This is a genomic window from Mesorhizobium sp. RCAM 05099 (assembly GCF_059683685.1).
This window is the reverse complement of sequence record NZ_CM185035.1, coordinates 2,170,780-2,187,798: the sequence shown is the minus strand read 5'-3', so window position 1 is coordinate 2,187,798 and position 17,019 is coordinate 2,170,780. Positions and strand designations below refer to the sequence as shown.

The 17,019-nt window shown below is 65.0% G+C and carries 14 protein-coding genes; 9 read left to right on the top strand and 5 right to left on the bottom strand.

Annotation, left to right across the window (positions count from 1 at the left end; genetic code table 11):
* Positions 1–153 precede the first annotated feature (153 nt).
* Positions 154–1,311, bottom strand: coding sequence for a clavaminate synthase family protein (locus tag AC56QQ_RS10730; protein ID WP_497126930.1), 1,158 nt, complete (start codon positions 1,309–1,311; stop codon positions 154–156).
* Positions 1,312–1,456: 145 nt separating this feature from the next.
* Here AC56QQ_RS10730 and AC56QQ_RS10725 point away from each other — a divergent pair, with 145 nt between their 5' ends.
* Complete coding sequence (locus tag AC56QQ_RS10725; RefSeq protein ID WP_497126928.1) at positions 1,457–2,386, top strand: LysR substrate-binding domain-containing protein; 930 nt, start codon at positions 1,457–1,459, stop codon at positions 2,384–2,386.
* Between the two features lie 12 nt (positions 2,387–2,398).
* On the opposite strand, the gene AC56QQ_RS10720 is transcribed toward AC56QQ_RS10725, so the two are convergent.
* From AC56QQ_RS10720 to AC56QQ_RS10705, 4 genes are read right to left on the bottom strand one after another with little or no spacing between them, the layout of a single operon-like run.
* Positions 2,399–3,331 (bottom strand): hypothetical protein, encoded by a 933-nt coding sequence (locus tag AC56QQ_RS10720; RefSeq protein ID WP_497126926.1) that lies wholly within the window; start codon positions 3,329–3,331, stop codon positions 2,399–2,401.
* Positions 3,331–3,525, bottom strand: coding sequence for a hypothetical protein (locus AC56QQ_RS10715; RefSeq protein ID WP_497126924.1), 195 nt, complete (start codon positions 3,523–3,525; stop codon positions 3,331–3,333). The genes AC56QQ_RS10720 and AC56QQ_RS10715 overlap by 1 nt, the downstream gene beginning before the upstream one ends.
* A complete protein-coding gene (locus tag AC56QQ_RS10710) occupies positions 3,483–6,053 on the bottom strand; it encodes a spermidine synthase family protein (RefSeq protein WP_497126922.1) in 2,571 nt (856 codons plus the stop codon). Before AC56QQ_RS10710 ends, AC56QQ_RS10715 begins: the two co-directional genes overlap by 43 nt.
* A 52-nt stretch (positions 6,054–6,105) precedes the next feature.
* On the bottom strand, positions 6,106–6,975 hold the full coding sequence (locus AC56QQ_RS10705) for a protein-L-isoaspartate O-methyltransferase family protein (RefSeq protein ID WP_497126920.1): 870 nt from the start codon (positions 6,973–6,975) through the stop codon (positions 6,106–6,108).
* A 513-nt stretch (positions 6,976–7,488) separates the two neighbouring features.
* Between AC56QQ_RS10705 and AC56QQ_RS10700 the strand changes: the two genes are divergently transcribed.
* From AC56QQ_RS10700 to AC56QQ_RS10665, 8 genes are all read left to right on the top strand, one after another.
* The gene (locus AC56QQ_RS10700) at positions 7,489–9,117 is read left to right on the top strand and encodes a DUF2778 domain-containing protein (protein ID WP_497126918.1); all 1,629 of its coding nucleotides are present in this window, start codon (positions 7,489–7,491) and stop codon (positions 9,115–9,117) included.
* Between the two features lie 118 nt (positions 9,118–9,235).
* Positions 9,236–12,343, top strand: a complete 3,108-nt coding sequence (uvrB, locus tag AC56QQ_RS10695; RefSeq protein ID WP_497126916.1) for an excinuclease ABC subunit UvrB — start codon at positions 9,236–9,238, stop codon at positions 12,341–12,343.
* 172 nt (positions 12,344–12,515) lie between these two features.
* Positions 12,516–13,421: a DMT family transporter gene (locus AC56QQ_RS10690; RefSeq protein ID WP_497126914.1), complete on the top strand. Its 906-nt coding sequence runs from the start codon at positions 12,516–12,518 to the stop codon at positions 13,419–13,421.
* 251 nt (positions 13,422–13,672) lie between these two features.
* Positions 13,673–15,199: an ABC-F family ATP-binding cassette domain-containing protein gene (locus AC56QQ_RS10685; protein WP_497126912.1), complete on the top strand. Its 1,527-nt coding sequence runs from the start codon at positions 13,673–13,675 to the stop codon at positions 15,197–15,199.
* 110 nt (positions 15,200–15,309) lie between these two features.
* Positions 15,310–15,696, top strand: a complete 387-nt coding sequence (locus tag AC56QQ_RS10680) for a nuclear transport factor 2 family protein (protein WP_497126910.1) — start codon at positions 15,310–15,312, stop codon at positions 15,694–15,696.
* 92 nt (positions 15,697–15,788) lie between these two features.
* A complete protein-coding gene (locus AC56QQ_RS10675) occupies positions 15,789–15,971 on the top strand; it encodes a hypothetical protein (RefSeq protein WP_497126909.1) in 183 nt (60 codons plus the stop codon).
* 151 nt (positions 15,972–16,122) lie between these two features.
* Positions 16,123–16,545 (top strand): VOC family protein, encoded by a 423-nt coding sequence (locus AC56QQ_RS10670; RefSeq protein WP_497126908.1) that lies wholly within the window; start codon positions 16,123–16,125, stop codon positions 16,543–16,545.
* Positions 16,546–16,650: 105 nt separating this feature from the next.
* Positions 16,651–17,004: a DUF1428 domain-containing protein gene (locus AC56QQ_RS10665; RefSeq protein ID WP_497126907.1), complete on the top strand. Its 354-nt coding sequence runs from the start codon at positions 16,651–16,653 to the stop codon at positions 17,002–17,004.
* The last annotated feature ends 15 nt before the right edge of the window (positions 17,005–17,019 follow it).

Here is a 17,019-nt window from a genome sequence, read left to right as displayed (position 1 = left end):
GGAGAGGTGGCCGCGAAGCGGTCGGAGAGGGGGCTGCGGCGCCGGCAAGTTTGCTCTGATATTCAACGCCGCGCCGCCACCTCTCCGTCTCGGCTTCGCCGAGCCACCTCTCCCCCACCTACGTGGGGGCGAGGAACCCCATCCTGTGAGCCCTCAGAAAATCGCCCCTTGATAGAGCACCGCCTCCGCCTCCTCCGGTGCAAACCGACGCGCCAGCGTGCGAAGCGCGCTGTGCACCCCGTCGCGGTCGATGTTGCAGCTTCTGAGATGACGCACCGCCAGCGTCGGATCGAAGGCGCTGCGGCCGTGCAGGACGCGCTGATTGTCGAAGACCAGCACTTCGCCCGGCCGCAGCTGATGCTGGAACTGGTTTTGCGGATCGCAGACCAGACGCGTCAGTTCGGCCAATGCCTCGATCAACCCATCGATCCGATCCAATGGCGCGGTCTGCGGTGCCAGGCAGCGGTCATTGTAACGGATGCCGGTGACGGCCCCGCTGGTATCGAGGCTGATGACATGCGCCTCGGCGCTGAAGAACACCTCGCCGGCATGCTCGCGGTGGAAGGTGACGCCGTGCCGCGACAACAGGTCGAACAGCTCCGGCGTGCGCGCTCGCATCAGTTCGGCGACATGGAAGCCGTCGACCATCAGCGAGGTGCCGCCGGTGCCGGCACCCGTGCGGATGGCGTGAAAGAAGATGAACCCCGGCGGCGAGTAGCGGAACGGCTCATCCGTATGCGGGATCTGCGCCCGCGCCGTTTCGCCCGCCACCCGGGCATCCGGCCGCGAAATCAGGTCGAACACCTTGCCATAGCTGGTCTCGCGGATCGGCCCATAGCGGCTGGCGACCCGCGCCGTTGCTTCCGTCTCGGCCGGAACGCCCGTTAGCATGGCAATGCCGTGATCGCGCAGCGCCCGCAGCGAATGGAACAGCGCTTCGTCATCCGCGACCACCGCATCGAAAGCGAAACGACCGAGCCGCGCTGACAGGTCGCTGTTCCACAGTTGCGGCTGGAACCGCGACGTGCCGGCGCCGCCGGCATGAGCAGCCAGGAAATCCGAACCGTAGCGCGAGACATGGCCGTCGTCCCAGGCGACGCTCACCTCGCTTGCCGAGACGTCGATTGAGGTGGCTCGGACTCCGGCAAGAATATCAGCCGGCGTCAGCCACCTCTTGCCGGAGGCGGTGTCGCCGCACTCCTCGCATTCGCAGGCGAGCCGCAGCCACCGCGTCGAAAGCCGGCCTGGCCGTCCGTCCGCCAACTCGACGGCGATGCGCTGACCCTCGCCGTGCATAGCCCGGATTGGCATGCTCGAAGTCGAATGGCTGGATGGATGCTTTGGTGTGTCGAGCATTGTGGCGACCCCTGCGATTGAATTTCTTCAACAAGCCTATGCCTGTGAAAATGAGGGTTCAAACGAGTTCCCTTCGCCAGGTTTTGAGCTAATCTCAATCATGACGACACTCCGGGACCTTCCACTATCCGCCTTGCGGGCGCTGCTCGCCGTCGCCAGGGCTGGCAGCCTGACGCGTGCAGCGGAGGAACTGGGCGTGACGCCAGGCGCCATCGGCCACCAGATCCGGCAGTTGGAGGACAGGCTTGGCGTCAAGCTGGTGCGGCGCGAAGGCAACGGCATCGCCCTGACCCGCGCCGCCGAGGCCGCCCTGCCCGACATCGACCGTGGCTTCGACGCGCTGGCTTCCGGCATGCGACGGCTGCGCTTCGAGCGACGAGCCGAGACCTTCACCATCTCGGCCGATCCGTCCTTCGCCTCACTGTGGCTGGCGCCGCGGCTCAACAGGGTGCGGGGAGTTCTGGCGAAGCTCGACGTCCGCATCGTCGCCTCCGTCGCGCTCGACGCCATGCTGGAGGAAGGCGTCGACCTCGCCATCAGCTACCGCAAGGGCGCGGCACCAGATATCGCATCGCTCGACCTGTTCACCGAACGGGTGATCCCGGCCTGCGCGCCCGCGTTGGTTCGCGGCCATGGCAGGCCGGATTCAGCCGAAGTGCTGGACAAGATGCCGCTGCTGCACATCGACCCGATGATGGGCGACGACGTCTATCCAACATGGCGCGACTGGTTCGCGGCCGCCGACCGACAGTCGAAAGCCATTGAGCAAGGCCCGCGTTTCGGGCTGACGATCGTCGCCGCACAAGCGGCGATTGCCGGCATGGGCGCCCTGCTGGCAAGCGAACTGGTGCTGCGGCGTCATCTCGATCCTGGCCACTTGGTGGAGATCGCCCGCGATGTTCCGGCGCTGACGATCAAGCGCCGCCTCGTCTGGCCCGAACATGGTCCGAAGGCACGCCGCGCCGCCGCTGTCGCCGCCGAACTGGCAGCGATTGCCGACATCGGCATCGACGGCGCCCTGCCGGCGTGAATGCGCCTGAGATTAGCGGGAAAACCCGTGCAGGCGGGCCAGCAGCCATTGCAGCGGGTTGCCGACGAAAGCGCGGGTGACGAAACTGTCGTGGGCTGCATCCGAGGCGAGGAAGGCGACGGTGCCGGCCTCGAGCCGGCGCGGCGGATCCGAACTGGCGTCGATGCCCTGCCCTGCCAGCAACTGCCGGATCTGCGCATTGCCGGAGGCCGATGACTGGCCATAGGCGCTGACGAAGAAGCTCTTCCTGTGGCGCTCGATCCAGGTGGCGAAAATGTCCGCTTCGTCGAACACCGCGTCGAGCAGGATGACGCCGAGCAGGCGGCCGCCGATGTCGCCGTTCTTCAGCACGGAGGCGGAGGGGTTGTAGCCGCCGCTATAGGCGACCAGCACCACCGGCATGGCGTCGAATTTCGCCGCCTTGGCGCCAGTCAGCCTGCCCAGGCCTTGGGCTGCCTCGGTCATGAACCTGGCAAAGACGCCCGGCGTCAAGAAATTACCGGCGCTGGAATCCTGCGCGTTGCTGGCGAATTGCGGCGCCACCAGCACGGCGTTGAGGCCGGACGCCTCGACCTGCGCGACCACCCGCTGGCGCCCGACCACATCGCGCTGCAAGGTGGCGCCATTGCCGTGGAAGAACACCACGATGACCGCCGGCTTGGCCGGATCGAACCCTTTCGGCATCGCCAGCAGCGTGCTGCGGTCGGAATAGGTCTCGTCTTCCCAGTAGATGCCGCCGCGCGGCGAGGTGTGGCCCTGCCGGCCGTTGGCCGTCACGTCGAGAAAGGGCCCGGAACCGTCGGGCAGCCTTCCCCGGTAGGGGAATGGCGATGTCTTGAACGGCACGATCGTCGATATGGCCTTGCGCAAGCGCGCCGCCTGGCTCGCCGCCGGGAAGGTTGCCGCGGCCAGCAGTCCGGCGATGATGGCGCGCCGGTCGGGCATCAGGCCATCACCAATCGGATGGACGGCGCCTTCGACGGCAGCAGCACCGCGAAGAAGGCCGGGATGGCGATGAGATAGGCGATCGCCGCCCATTGCAGCACGGCGCTGAGGCCGAAGCTGGTGGCGACGATCGGCACCGCGGCCGAGCCGATCACCGAGAAGCAGCCATTGATGCCCCAAGCCCAGACGAACAAATGCTCCTTGCCGAGCCGCGCCAGCCGGTCATGGCGGTGGCCATCGGCATGCCCATCAGGAAGGCCGGCGGCGACACCAACAGGAAGCAGAGCAGCAGCCTGATGGCATAGGGATAGGCGCCGATCCAGTCGAGCACCGGCGACAAATAGAAGCCGTAGGCCAGCAGCAGCCCACAGATCGCCAGCAACAAGACAGGCAGAAGCGTTCTGGCGCGGTCGAAGATGCGTTCGGCGAAGAGGCTGCCCAGACCGGAAAACACCAGCATCGACGAGATCAGCACCGAGGCCGACACGGTCGGATTGGCGAGCGCCACGGTGAAGCGGCTGATCAGCCCGACCTCGACCATGATGTAGCCAAGGCCGAGACAGGCGAAATAGAGAATGGTGCCGAGCTTGCCGCGCGAGCGCGAGAAGACGATGCGCCAGCCGAAAATGACCGGCAGCAGCACCAGCGACGCCGCCGTGATGCAGGCAATGCCGAGCGTCGCCCAGATCAGCAGATAGCCCCAGTCGTCCTGGAACAGGTCGAGCCTGTCCAGCGTCCTGGGCAGGTCGGCGACCTTCACATAGGCGGCGAAATAGGGCTGGTCGTTGCTCAGCGCCCGCGCGTCGAAGACGTAGTCGCTGGCGAGCTTTTCCCAGCCGCCGGTCAACAGCGCGTGCCAGGCCATGCGCTGCAGCGCGGTCGCCGGCAGCACGTCAGGCCCGGCATTGCCGCCAGCGTTGGCGCAGGCATCGAGCGTTGGGTCGGCCGGCGCCGTCGGGTCGCAGTCGGGATTCCCAGGCGCTGAAGCGCCTGCCGGCGCGGTCGGATCGTCCGGAGCGGTGGCATCGGCGGCGGGCTGGGTGAGTGTCGCATCCTCACCGCTGCCGAAGATCGAGGCGCGATAATCGTCGAGCACCTTTTGCGCCGTCGAGCCGTCATATGGCATGCCGGGATAGTAGACTTCCTCCCACGACATCGACTTGGTGTAGTCGCGCAGGGTCTTGATTTCCGCCTCGGTGAAGCCGCCGCGCTTGAACAGCACCGTCGTCGTCGACAGATAGCTCGACACGGCGAAGATGTCGTTGGCAGCGCCCTGGCGGTCGAACGTCCTGGCCGCCTCGGCGATGGTCGAATAGAGCTTCAGCACCGATTTCGGCGGCTCTTCCTTGTTCCACAAGGTCACCGACAGCACACCGCCATCGGCGAGCGCGCGCATGTAGCTCAGCATCGCCTCATGCGTGTAGGCGTATTTCTCCGAAATGGCGAAGCCGCCCGGATTGGACAGGCCGACACTGTCGGCCAGGCTGAGGTCGATGACGTCGTAGCGCTCTGTCGTGTTGGCGAGGAACAGGCGTCCGTCATAGTCGATCACCTTGAGGCGCGGTTCGGCCAGGATATCGCCGGTGACGTCCTTCAGCACCGGGTCGCGGAACGCCCTTAATGTCATCGGGTTGCTCTCGGCGACGGTGACCGAGGTCGAGCCGGCATTGAGCGCGGCTTGCGTGGAGATACCGCCGCCGAACTGCACGACGAAGGTCTTCGGCTTCGCCTTGATGACATAGGGGAAGTGCATCGGCAGATAGCGGAAATAGACCTGCTCGGCCGGCGCCAGGTTGCGCATGATGCCTTCCGGCCCGTCGCCATCGCGATACAGGCCGACATAGGTGTTGGCCGGAACTTCGGGCATGCCGAAGGCGGCGTTGTCGCTCAGGCCCGGCGCGAAATGCATGTAGGAACTGGCATAGACCTGCAGGTCGCCGAACGGCGAAACGCTGCGGTAGATGCGCTTGCCGTCGGGGAAGTTGCGGGCATAGGCGACGCCCTTGTACTGCGACACCGCGATGTCGGGGATGCCGAGCAGGCCGGGCAGCATGAGGTACCCGACGATCGACAGCGCCGCCACGACCACGCCGGCGACGACACTCTTCCAGGCGCCGAAAGCGAGGAACCACAGGATCGAGCCGGCCGCCCATAAAAGCAGCGGCACGACGATGATGGTCTCCGGCGCGAACAGATACATCGACACCAGCACGACGAGGCCGGCGAGCCCCGAGCCGGTGAGATCGGCGAAATAGACGCGGCCGAAGGCGGTACGGCTTTTCAGGAAGACGATGCCGAGGAAGAACGCTCCGGCCAGGAACGGCAGGAGATAGAGCAGGAAATTGGCCAGCAGCCGCCATTTCTGCTCGGGGTCGGAGACCAGGAAGATGGCGTTGAACGGCACCGTCTGGGCAACGAGGTTGGCGGCGACGGCAAGCGGACCGATCAGCAGCAGGGCTGATGTGGCCGCCCCTTGCCAGTGCCGGTCGAACCAGTCCTTGCCGGCAAAGATGACGACGCTGGACAGCGAGAAGCCGAGCATGGCGAGGCTCACCACCAGCGAACCGAAATGCGACCAGCTGCCGACGGCGAACACCCGCATGACCGATATCTGCAGCGCGATGATGGCGCCGGCGATCAGCCCAACCGCGAGGTAGTGCGCGAGCCGCGGCGCCTCCAGCGAGGCGATGCTTGGTCGTGAGGTCGATACGACAGCCGTCATTCAGGCCCCTTGATGCGGCGGTTAGCTCGGCAGGCTTGGACCGGCGGGCAACTCAAGCGTTGTGCGTGCCGACGATCTGGTCGCCTTCCAGCTTGGTGAAGGGCACGAAAGGCACCACCTTGCCGTTGTAGATGTCCGAGCGGACGATGTTGAACGTGCCGTCGGCGAGTTGCTGCTTGATCACCTTGAGCACGTGCTGGGCGCCCGGTGGCCCGACCGGAATGACCATGACGCCATTGGGCTTGAGCTGCTGCAACAGCGACGGCGGAATGTGGTCGATGCCGCAGGTGACGATGATCTTGTCGAACGGACCGACGCTTTCCCAGCCATAGTAGCCGTCGGCATTGCGGCTGGTGACCGAGCCGAACTCGCTGTAGCCACGCTCGATCAGCGCGTCATAGGTGCGGCGGGTGCGCTGCGCCAGCGGATTGATGATCTCGATCGTGTGCACCTTGTCGGTGAGATTGGCCAGGTAGGCTGACTGGTAGCCGGAGCCGGTGCCGATCTCGAGCACGGCTTCGCCAAGCTGCACGTCGATGGCCGTCGTCATGCGTCCGACCAGATGCGGACCGGATATCGTCACGCCATAGCCGATGTCGAGGAAAGCGTGGTCATAGGCGCGCGCCAGATTCTGCGGCAGCACGAACTCTTCGCGCGGTGTCAGCAGGAAGGCGCGCTTGTTGCGGTCGTCCAGCACGTCCTTGTTGTAGACCATGATCTGGAAGCGATCGAATCGCTCGGCCAGAAACTTCGGATCCTCGCCGCGATTGGCCACCATCCAGTCGATGAACGCCTTCTTGTCGTTCACCGGCACCTCGGCGTTCCGGTCGTAGGGCATCGGCACGTTCGCCTTGACGGCACTTGGAAGAAGGGAAAACGCCGCCGCACCCGCCGACAGCGCCAAGAAGTCCCGACGCTTCATGGAAAAGCCTCCGAAAGTGGCCTTTGCCACCCAAAACCAAGCACTTACCCCGATTGCACTGCCTCCCAAAACGAGTCAATGCCCGTCGAGGCGCTGCCGCCCGGGCGGAGAAATTGTGGCAGGAGGGCAACAGTTTTGCCGGGTGCCGAGGCTTGTTCGGCAACACGCAACGGCGTGCGTCGTTGCAACACGACCGGCCAAAAAGCCTTCTGCGTCAATTAGCAAGGGCTGTTTTGCTTGACTTGAACGGCAAAAACAGGCAGCAAAAAAGCCATTGGAAGGGCTGCAATACCGCGTTCATGGTCGTGGACAAGCCTTCTTCGGCACAAAGTCCGCGTCTCTTGTTGGTTTTGAGAGGGATTGGTTAACCAACTTTGTCCATATTTTGAAGCGATCGGCAACTAACGACAGACGCGGAAAACGCGTCGGGGACCACCTGGGATCACTCACAGAATGGTCGTCGCGGCTATCACAGCCGCGGACGTGGGAGCCGGTTGGAGCAAGATTGGTCGCATGGCGTTCTTGAGTAGAACAATTGTCGGGGACGAGCGTTGGGACGGCGGGACCGCCTGTGACGCGCCGCGTTCCTCTTCCTTCAACCCTGAACGGATCGTCCGCTGGGTCGCGGTGCCCGGCGTCAGCGCTGCCGTTGGTTTGTGGCTGGTCGGCACCATGGTCGGCCTGAGTTCCGTCGGCGCCTCGCTGTCGGCAACGTCCGGCGGCCTGCCGCAGACACTGGCGATGCCGGGCTCGCTGGCGATGCCGAGCTCGCTTGCCCTCGCCGATCCTCTGAAGCAGCATTTCCTCACATCTTCGGCGCCGTTCGCGCTGGCCAATGCCCATGGCGGCGCGCAGGCGCTGCACGACCATGCCGTGCAATGCGGCGCCAGCTGCTTCAAGCTGGCCCGGGTGAGCCCCCAGGGCGAAAAATCCGCGCGCCTTGTGGCGCAGGCGAAGCCGACGGTGGCAAAGTCGAAATCGCAAGAGCGCTTCGAACGCATCGAAGCGTCGCTGTCGCCAAGCCGGCTTGCCGCCGTCTTTGCCGATGCCGGAAAGCCAGCCGTCGCCAATGCCCGTCCCGTGATTTCCAGCGTCGCGTCGCAAGTCGCCCAGGCATCCCTGGTGCCGTCCGCCACTGTGGTGGCCAGCCCGGCGGATGACATTCCGCCTCCGGCGGCGGAACGCTTCGCCCGCGCCGATACCGGCTCCGTCGTCGTCCAGACCGCGCCGCAACCGATGGGCTTTGCCCAGTCGGAGACGCCGAGCGGCTCGCAACTGGCACTGGCTCTCGCCCAGTCGCTGCCGGTCGAAGACGAGGCGTTCGCCTCGCCCATGCCGATGGCCGAATCCCCGGCCGATGTCGCGGTGTCGCCCGTCGACACCCTGCAGGAACAGCCCGGCGATGCCGCCTCCCTGTCCGACGCGCTGACCGACGACGTGCCGCTGCCGACCCGCCGCCCGCAATTCGAGGCCCCGCGACAGCCGACGGTCGTCCAGGAGCCCAAGGCCGCCGAACAGGTAAGGCCCGCGCAGCAGGGCAAGCCCATCCAGAATTCAAGGTCGGTCCAGCAGGCCAGCAAGCCGGCAAAACCGGCCCGCCAGGGCCGCCCGGCCGATGGCGGCGACGTGTTGGCCTATGCCAAGCCCGACGTTCCCGCCGGGGGCCTCGGCCAGGCGTTCAAGAACCTGTTCAATTCACCGAACACCAGGACGGGGGCCGGCAACGGCGTTGCTGTCTACGACATCAGCGCCGGCATGGTGTACATGCCGGACGGCGAAAGGCTCGAGGCGCATTCCGGTATCGGCGCCATGACGGACCAGCCGCGCTATGTCGACCAGAAGAACCGTGGACCGACGCCGCCCAACACCTACAATCTGTCGCTGCGCGAGCAGCGCTTCCACGGTGTCGAGGCGTTGCGCCTAACCCCGGTCGATGGCCGCAACAAATACAATCGCGACGGCTTCCTGGCCCATACCTACCTGCTTCGCGGGCGCTATGGACAATCCAGCGGTTGCGTCGCCTTCAAGGACTATGCGCGCTTCCTCGCGGCCTACAAGAAGGGCAAGATCAAGCGCTTGGTCGTCGTGCCGCGCCTGAACGGGTCGCCGGTGCGGGTCGCATCCGCCGCCAGGGGCGTTTAAAGCCAACGCGCATCCGGCCTCAGGCTCCTGACAACCTGCTGTCAGGAGCCCTAGCGTCCTGGCCGCCCCTGTCGGATGCACTCTTCCCATTTCGGCCAAGACCTCCCATATTCGGGACATGGCCAAATCCTCCGATAAAAGAACGCCGCCGACGGCGAATGACGACCGCGCCGCGCCGAAGCGGCGCAGTCCGCTGACCGATTTCCTCGACGCGTCGGAGCCGCTGCACAGAGGCGGCTTCGCCGAAATGCCGCAACCCGAACTGTCGGGCACCCCGCTGACCGGTTCGATCGCGGACTGGGCCGAGCAGATCGAGCAAGAGGCCGAGCAGGAAGGACGCCTGACCGGCAAGGGCGACGGCGGCAAATCGCCGAAGCCATCGAAAAAGATCCCCGAGCGCTCGTCTTCGCCCGGCCGCACCGCGCGCGGCACCTCGATGGGTGGCGCGGCGACAGCCGAGGAACGCACCGCGGCCGGCCTCAATCCGGTCGCCGGCCTCGACATCTCGCTGGAAGACGCCGAGACCATGGCCTCCGGCAGCGTCACCGCCACGGTGGCCGCGCTGTCGGCGCTGATCGAATCCGGCAATCCGCTGCACAAGGACGGCGTGCTGTGGACGCCGCACCGCCCTGCCCGGCCCGAGAAATCGGAAGGCGGCATCGCCATCAAGATGGTGTCGGACTTCGAGCCGGCCGGCGACCAGCCGACCGCCATCAAGGACCTTGTCGAGGGCGTCGACAACAACGACCGCACCCAGGTGCTGCTCGGCGTCACCGGCTCGGGCAAGACCTTCACCATGGCCAAGGTGATCGAGGAGACGCAGCGCCCGGCCCTGATCCTGGCGCCGAACAAGACGCTGGCCGCGCAGCTCTATTCCGAGTTCAAGAAATTCTTCCCGGAGAACGCCGTCGAGTATTTCGTCTCCTACTACGACTATTACCAGCCGGAAGCCTACGTCCCGCGCACCGACACCTTCATCGAGAAGGAATCGTCGATCAACGAGCAGATCGACCGCATGCGCCATTCGGCGACGCGTTCGCTGCTCGAACGCGACGACGTCATCATCGTCGCCTCGGTGTCCTGCATCTACGGTATCGGCTCGGTCGAGACCTATACGGCGATGACCTTCCAGATGCAGATCGGCGACCGGCTCGACCAGCGCGCTTTGCTCGCCGATCTCGTTGCCCAGCAATACAAGCGCCAGGACATCAATTTCGTCCGCGGCTCGTTCCGCGTGCGTGGCGACACGATCGAGATCTTTCCCGCCCACTTGGAAGATCGCGCCCGGCGCATCTCGATGTTCGGCGACGAGATCGAGCAGATCACCGAGTTCGATCCACTGACCGGCCAGAAGACCGGCGAGCTGAAAAGCGTCAAGATCTACGCCAACTCGCACTATGTGACGCCGCGCCCGACCCTCAACCAGGCGATCAAGTCGATCAAGGAAGAGCTCAAGCACCGGCTGGTCGAGCTTGAGCGCGCCGGCCGCCTGCTGGAGGCGCAACGTCTGGAGCAGCGCACTCGTTTCGACCTCGAGATGCTGGAAGCCACCGGCTCCTGCGCCGGCATCGAGAACTATTCGCGCTATCTGACCGGCCGCCAGCCAGGCGATCCGCCGCCGACGCTGTTTGAATACATTCCCGACAACGCGCTGGTCTTCATCGACGAGAGCCATGTCACCGTGCCGCAGATCGGCGGCATGTATCGCGGCGACTTCAGGCGCAAGGCGACGCTGGCCGAATATGGCTTCCGCTTGCCCTCCTGCATGGACAACCGGCCGCTGCGCTTCGAGGAATGGGACGCCATGCGCCCGCTCTCCGTCGCGGTGTCGGCAACGCCGGGCGGCTGGGAAATGGAGCAGGCCGGCGGCGTCTTCGCCGAGCAGGTGATCCGCCCGACCGGACTGATCGACCCGCCGGTTGAGGTGCGCCCGGCCAAGAGCCAGGTCGACGATGTCGTTGGCGAGATCCGCGAGACCACCAAGGCCGGCTACCGCACGCTGGTGACCGTGCTGACCAAGCGCATGGCCGAAGACCTCACCGAATACCTGCACGAACAGGGCGTGCGCGTGCGCTACATGCACTCCGACATCGACACGCTGGAGCGCATCGAGATCCTGCGCGACCTGCGCCTCGGCGCCTTCGACGTGCTGGTCGGCATCAACCTGCTGCGCGAGGGCCTCGACATTCCCGAATGCGGCTTCGTCGCCATTCTCGACGCCGACAAGGAAGGGTTTTTGCGCTCGGAAACCTCGCTGATCCAGACCATCGGCCGCGCCGCCCGCAACGTAGACGGCAAGGTCATCCTCTATGCCGACCAGATCACCGGCTCGATGGAACGGGCGATGGCCGAGACCAGCCGCCGCCGCGAGAAGCAGATGGAGTGGAACGCGGCCAACGGCATCACGCCGGAATCGGTGAAGTCGCGCATCTCCGACATTCTCGACTCGGTGTACGAGAAGGACCATGTCCGCGCCGACATCTCGCAGTTCACCGACAGTGCCGGCGCCATGATGGGCAACAATCTCAAGGCTCATCTCGACGCCATGGAGAAACAGATGCGCGACGCCGCCGCCAATCTCGACTTCGAGAAGGCAGCCCGCATCCGCGACGAGATCAAGCGGCTTCGCGAGATGGAACTGTCCATTTCCGAAGACCCGCTGGCCAAATATGCCGACATGGAAAGCCCGGTCTCGGGCCGCGAAAAGGGCAAGCACAACAAGGGCGTGGCCAAACATCGTACGGTCGAGGAACAGGAGCGTTTCCGCAAACTCGACGAGGCACGTGCCGCCGAAGAGGCGGCCAGGACTGCCCGGTCCAACCTCTTCCGCAAGCCGTCGATCGACGACATGGGCCCCGGCACCGACATGCCGACACCCGCCGGCGCGGTGTCGCGCTCGCTGTTCAAGAAGCAGTCGGCCGAGGAAGCGCACGGCTCCGACTTTGGCATTCCCGGCGAGCCGGTCAAACCGCTGTTCAAGAAGAACTCGCTCGACGAGATGACGGTGAGGCGGACGGAAAAACCGGTGGAAGGAAAAGTACCGGCCAAGCCACAGCCAATCTCCCCTCGTGTGGGGGCCGGCAGGGCAGAGGGGGGCACGAAGGAACACGGCGATCACAACAAGCCCATCGTCCGCCAGCGCGCTGGCATCGGCTCCTACGAGGATCCCGGCGACGCGCGCCGTGAAAAGCGGCGGCCGGGCAAGACCGGCAGGCCAGGGCGGTAGCGATCCTTCGCCCCCTCTGTCCCTCCAACATAAAGCTCTTCTTCGACCAACTTCGCCGGCAACTCGCTCCTGGACTATGCACCCGTCCTTGCCAGCCGCCGGTGGAATCTATACGGGCCTTGCAATCCTGCCCTTCCGCTCCGGAAACAAACCACCCGCCAGCCGCCCGTTCATGAAACCCAAGGACATCGCCGCCTACATCTTCCTCGCCGTCACCTGGGGCCTGTCGTTCCTGGTGCTGCTCAAGGTGGTGCATGCCTTTGGCTGGATCGGCGCGGTCACCTTGCGTTCGCTGATTGCCGGCATCACGCTTCTGCTGCTTGCAGCGGCGACGCGGCGCCGGCTGGATTTCAGCGCCGGCTGGCGACACTTCGCGGCGGTCGGCGCGACGACCGTCGCCGCACAGCTGATCGGTTTGTCCTACGCCACGCCGCGCATCGGCACGGCAATGGCGGCGATCCTCGTTGCCGCGATCCCGCTGTTCTCGATGATCATCGGCCAGTTGTGGGGGCTTGAGCGCATCACCGTTCGCGGGCTGGCCGGGCTGCTGCTCGGCGCGGCCGGCATCATCATTCTGGTCGGCTTCCCCGCCGTGCCCGTCACGGCGTCCTTCGCGCTTGGCTGCGCCGCCTCTCTGTTCAGTTCCTTCTCGGCCGCGTTCGGCAGCAACTATGCCAACCGCCATCTGCGCGCGGTCGGGTCGCTCGAACTCACCAGCGCCGCCTTCCTGTTCGGTGGGCTGATGACGCTGCCGCTGCTTCTGGCGGTGCCGGTGCCGGCGATGCCGCGCGCCGTCGACTTCCTTTATCTCGCCATTCTCGCCTGCGTGATGAGCGCGATGACCTATGTCGTTTATTTCCGGCTGGTTGCCAGCATCGGCGCCACCAGGACGATCAGTGTCGAGTTTGCCGTGACCGTCATCGCGGTGCTGGTCGGCACGGCTCTTCTGGGCGAGTCTCTGACCATCATCCAGGCCTTCGGCGCGGTGGCGATCATCGGCGGCTGCTTGCTGGTGCTGGACCCGTTCCCGCGCCGGGTGAAAGCAGTAGCCTTGCCATCGGGCGCGCCCTTGGTGTAGTCATCTCCACACTCAAACGTCTTGAAAGGAGGGCTCACGTGTTCACGTTTCATCGTCACCATCGTCAGCGTGGCCCGATTTCTGCCCTGCGAGCTAGCTTGCAGGGCTGACCAGGGACGGTCCGGGTTTTTCCCGCTTCGATTTTTTGGTCTGCCCTTCGTGGTGTTGCAACGCCGAGCCTGATGGCCGGCATGCGCACCGTCAAAGTGCATTGAACCGGAGTTTCTTCCGGCAAGACCAGAGAAATCAAAATGGCCCTGATCAGCCTCAAATCCCTTGGCGTCACCATGAGTGCGCCGCTCTTCTCCAACCTCGACCTCACCATCGGCACCGGCGACCGGCTCGGCATCGTAGCCGCCAATGGCCGTGGCAAGTCGACCTTGCTCAAATGCCTGACCGGCGAGATGGAACCGACCTCCGGAGACATCACCCGCACGCGCGGCCTGTGCGTCGGCCATGTCGAACAGTCCGTTGCCCCGGCTCTTCTAGGTCGCAGCTTCCATCAGGTGGTGGCCGACGCCTTGCCGCCCGAACAGGCCGACAGCGAGATGTGGCGGGTCGACGTGGTTCTCGATTCACTCGACGTGCCCGAGCCGATGCGCGAACGGCAGATGCAAGCGCTGAGCGGCGGCTGGCAAAGGCTGGCGCTGATCGCGCGCGTCTGGGTCACCGATCCGGACGTGCTGCTGCTCGATGAGCCGACCAACCATCTCGACCTTGCCCGCATCAGCCAGCTGGAGATATGGCTGAACACGCTGCCGCGCGAGGTGCCGGTCGTCATCGCCAGCCACGACCGCGCCTTCCTCGACGCGACCACCAACCGGACGCTGTTCCTGCGCCCGGAACAGTCGCCGGTGTTTGCCCTGCCCTATTCCCGCGCCAGGCAGGCGCTCGACGACGTCGACGCCTCGACGGAGCGCAGGTTCCAGCGGGATATGAAGGTCGCGCAGCAATTGCGCCGGCAGGCGGCCAAGCTCAACAACATCGGCATCAATTCGGGCAGCGACCTGCTGACTGTCAAGACCAAGCAGCTCAACCAGCGCGCCGAGCGGCTGGAAGAGGCCGCGGCCCCAGCGCATCGCGAGAAATCGGCGGGTGCGATCAGGCTTGCCAATCGCGGCACCCATGCCAAGGTGCTGATCACGCTCGACGACGCGGCGGTGGAAACGCCCGACGGCACGCTGCTGTTCAGGACCGGCAAGCGCCACATCTGCCAAGGCGACCGCATCGTCCTGCTCGGCCGCAATGGCGTCGGCAAGTCGCGCTTCGTCACCCTGATCCGCAACGCCATCCTCGAGCCAGATACCGTGCGGAACGTGAAGGTGACGCCGTCGACGGTGCTCGGCTACAGCGACCAGGCGCTGTCGGGCATCAGCGGCGATGACACGCCGCTGGCGATGGTCTCGCGCCGCCATGATGTCGGCGAGCAGCGTGCCCGCTCGCTGCTCGCCGGCGCCGGTGTCGGCATCGACATGCAGGAACGCAGGATCGGCGTGCTGTCCGGCGGCCAGAAGGCGCGGCTGATGATGCTGGCGCTGAGGCTCGCCAACCCCAACTTCTACCTGCTCGACGAGCCGACCAACCACCTCGATATCGACGGCCAGGAGGCACTGGAAGCCGAACTGCTCGCGCATCAGGCAAGTTGCGTGCTCGCCTCGCACGACCGCTCCTTCATCCGCGCCATCGGCAACCGCTTCTGGCTGATCGAGAAGCGGCGGCTGACCGAAATCGAGGATCCCGAGGATTTCTTCCGCTCGGTGGCCGAAGCGGGCGGTTGAAAGAGCCATGCCTCCGTCGGGCCGGCATTCCAGGGTTTCCGGCCCGCACTTCCCCACCGTCCGAAAAAGGCGCATCCTGAGGGTTCGCAAACCGAGGGAGGAAACCGGTCATGCGCGGGGTGGACCTCGTCAAGAACCTCTATGATGCCTATGCAAAACGCGACATCGTGGGCGCGCTGGCCCACTGCTCCGACGATGTCGTCTTCTCCTGGGTCGCCGAACCGCAGGCACCTTTCATCAGGTCAGGCAACGGCAAGCAGGAGTTCCTTGCCCGACTCATGTCGCTGGACAAGGATTTCGAATTCCGGAGCTTCGTCCCGGTCGACATCATCGACGGCGGCGACAAGATCGCGGCGCAGGTCGATATCCATTTGACGCGCAAGACCACCGGCGAGGAGCTTGTCATGCGTACCGCTGATTTCTGGACGATCCGCGACGGCCAGATCATCGGGATGGTGGAATATTACGACACCGCGCTTGCCGCGTCGGTCATCTGAAATAATTCCGACGAGCTGTCGGATCGCCTGAACCTGCCTCGTCCTTGGGATGCCGACACGATGATGCCGGCACCAACCAGGGAGAATTTGCCATGTCGGTCCTGTCATCCATCGGTCGCATCGCAACCCAATATGCGGCAGCGCGTGCCCGCCACCGCAGCGAACGCATCCTGCTTTCGCTGCCTGCCGAATTGCGCAAGGACATCGGCTTTCCGGAAACCTTCGATGCGCGGAACAGCCGTCGCGCGGCCACCTTTTCGGCCAAGGTCATATGACCGCGACCAGCCAGCCCGTGCAGCCACCGCTCAATCCGGCAGGCTGTCAGGGCCCGGCCTTCGGAGAAAAATTCGCAACCATGTAGGATCGCCGTCACCTCATGCGTCCTACGGTTCGCAAGGCCAAGCCAAACGCAAAGAGGAGCAAGACATGACTGACCAGACCCCCGTTCAGCCCAGGGCAGAAGTGCTCGGCGGATTGACCCCTTATCTGCAGGTGGATGGCGCCTTCAAGGCAGCCGAATTCTACCGCAAGGCCTTCGGCGCCGAGCAGGTCTTTGCCTATCCTGCGGACGACAAAGGCCGCACCATGCATATCCATCTCCACATCAACGGTTCGACGCTGATGCTGGGCGATGCCTATCCAGAACACGGCCACCCGCATCAGAACCCGCAGGGCTACACGCTGCAGCTTCATCTCGGCAGCGATGAGATCGACGCCTGGTGGAAGCGCGCGATCGATGCCGGATGCGAGGAAGGGGTGCCGCTTCAGGTGATGTTCTGGGGCGATCGCTGGGGCCAGATGCGCGACCCCTTCGGCGTCACCTGGGCGATGAACGCGCCGGTGAAGTGATCCAGCGAGCAGCGACACCCTTGCCTCCGGTGAAGGGAATGACGTGCTTTGCGCCGGGTTGCATCCCTGCCGACCCGGCGCTCAATTTCAGCAAAGGAACCCACCATGTCCTATGTCGATGGTTTCGTGCTTGCCGTGCCCAAGGCAAGACTCGACGACTACAAGAAGCTGGCCAGCACCGCCGGCGACGTCTGGAAGGAACACGGCGCGCTCGCCTATGTCGAATGCGTCGGCGATGACGTGCCCTACGGAGAGGTCACCTCGTTCCCGCGTGCCGTGCAGGCCAAGGAGGACGAGATCGTCGTCTTTTCCTGGATTGTCTATGAATCGCGGCAGAGCCGCGATGCGGTCATGGCCAAGGTGATGGCCGACCCCCGCCTGACGCCCGATTGGTCGACAATGCCGTTCGACGGCAAGCGCATGATCTTAGGCGGCTTCCAGCCCTTCATGGAGCTGTAGGCGCGGCGCCTGACG

Coding starts and splice junctions, on each gene's coding strand:
- AC56QQ_RS10730 (WP_497126930.1), bottom strand. CDS start 1,311: ATGCCAATCCGGGCTATGCACGGCGAGGGTCAGCGCATCGCCGTCGAG.
- AC56QQ_RS10725 (WP_497126928.1), top strand. CDS start 1,457: ATGACGACACTCCGGGACCTTCCACTATCCGCCTTGCGGGCGCTGCTC.
- AC56QQ_RS10720 (WP_497126926.1), bottom strand. CDS start 3,331: ATGCCCGACCGGCGCGCCATCATCGCCGGACTGCTGGCCGCGGCAACC.
- AC56QQ_RS10710 (WP_497126922.1), bottom strand. CDS start 6,053: ATGACGGCTGTCGTATCGACCTCACGACCAAGCATCGCCTCGCTGGAG.
- AC56QQ_RS10705 (WP_497126920.1), bottom strand. CDS start 6,975: ATGAAGCGTCGGGACTTCTTGGCGCTGTCGGCGGGTGCGGCGGCGTTT.
- AC56QQ_RS10700 (WP_497126918.1), top strand. CDS start 7,489: ATGGCGTTCTTGAGTAGAACAATTGTCGGGGACGAGCGTTGGGACGGC.
- uvrB (WP_497126916.1), top strand. CDS start 9,236: ATGGCCAAATCCTCCGATAAAAGAACGCCGCCGACGGCGAATGACGAC.
- AC56QQ_RS10690 (WP_497126914.1), top strand. CDS start 12,516: ATGAAACCCAAGGACATCGCCGCCTACATCTTCCTCGCCGTCACCTGG.
- AC56QQ_RS10685 (WP_497126912.1), top strand. CDS start 13,673: ATGGCCCTGATCAGCCTCAAATCCCTTGGCGTCACCATGAGTGCGCCG.
- AC56QQ_RS10680 (WP_497126910.1), top strand. CDS start 15,310: ATGCGCGGGGTGGACCTCGTCAAGAACCTCTATGATGCCTATGCAAAA.
- AC56QQ_RS10675 (WP_497126909.1), top strand. CDS start 15,789: ATGTCGGTCCTGTCATCCATCGGTCGCATCGCAACCCAATATGCGGCA.
- AC56QQ_RS10670 (WP_497126908.1), top strand. CDS start 16,123: ATGACTGACCAGACCCCCGTTCAGCCCAGGGCAGAAGTGCTCGGCGGA.
- AC56QQ_RS10665 (WP_497126907.1), top strand. CDS start 16,651: ATGTCCTATGTCGATGGTTTCGTGCTTGCCGTGCCCAAGGCAAGACTC.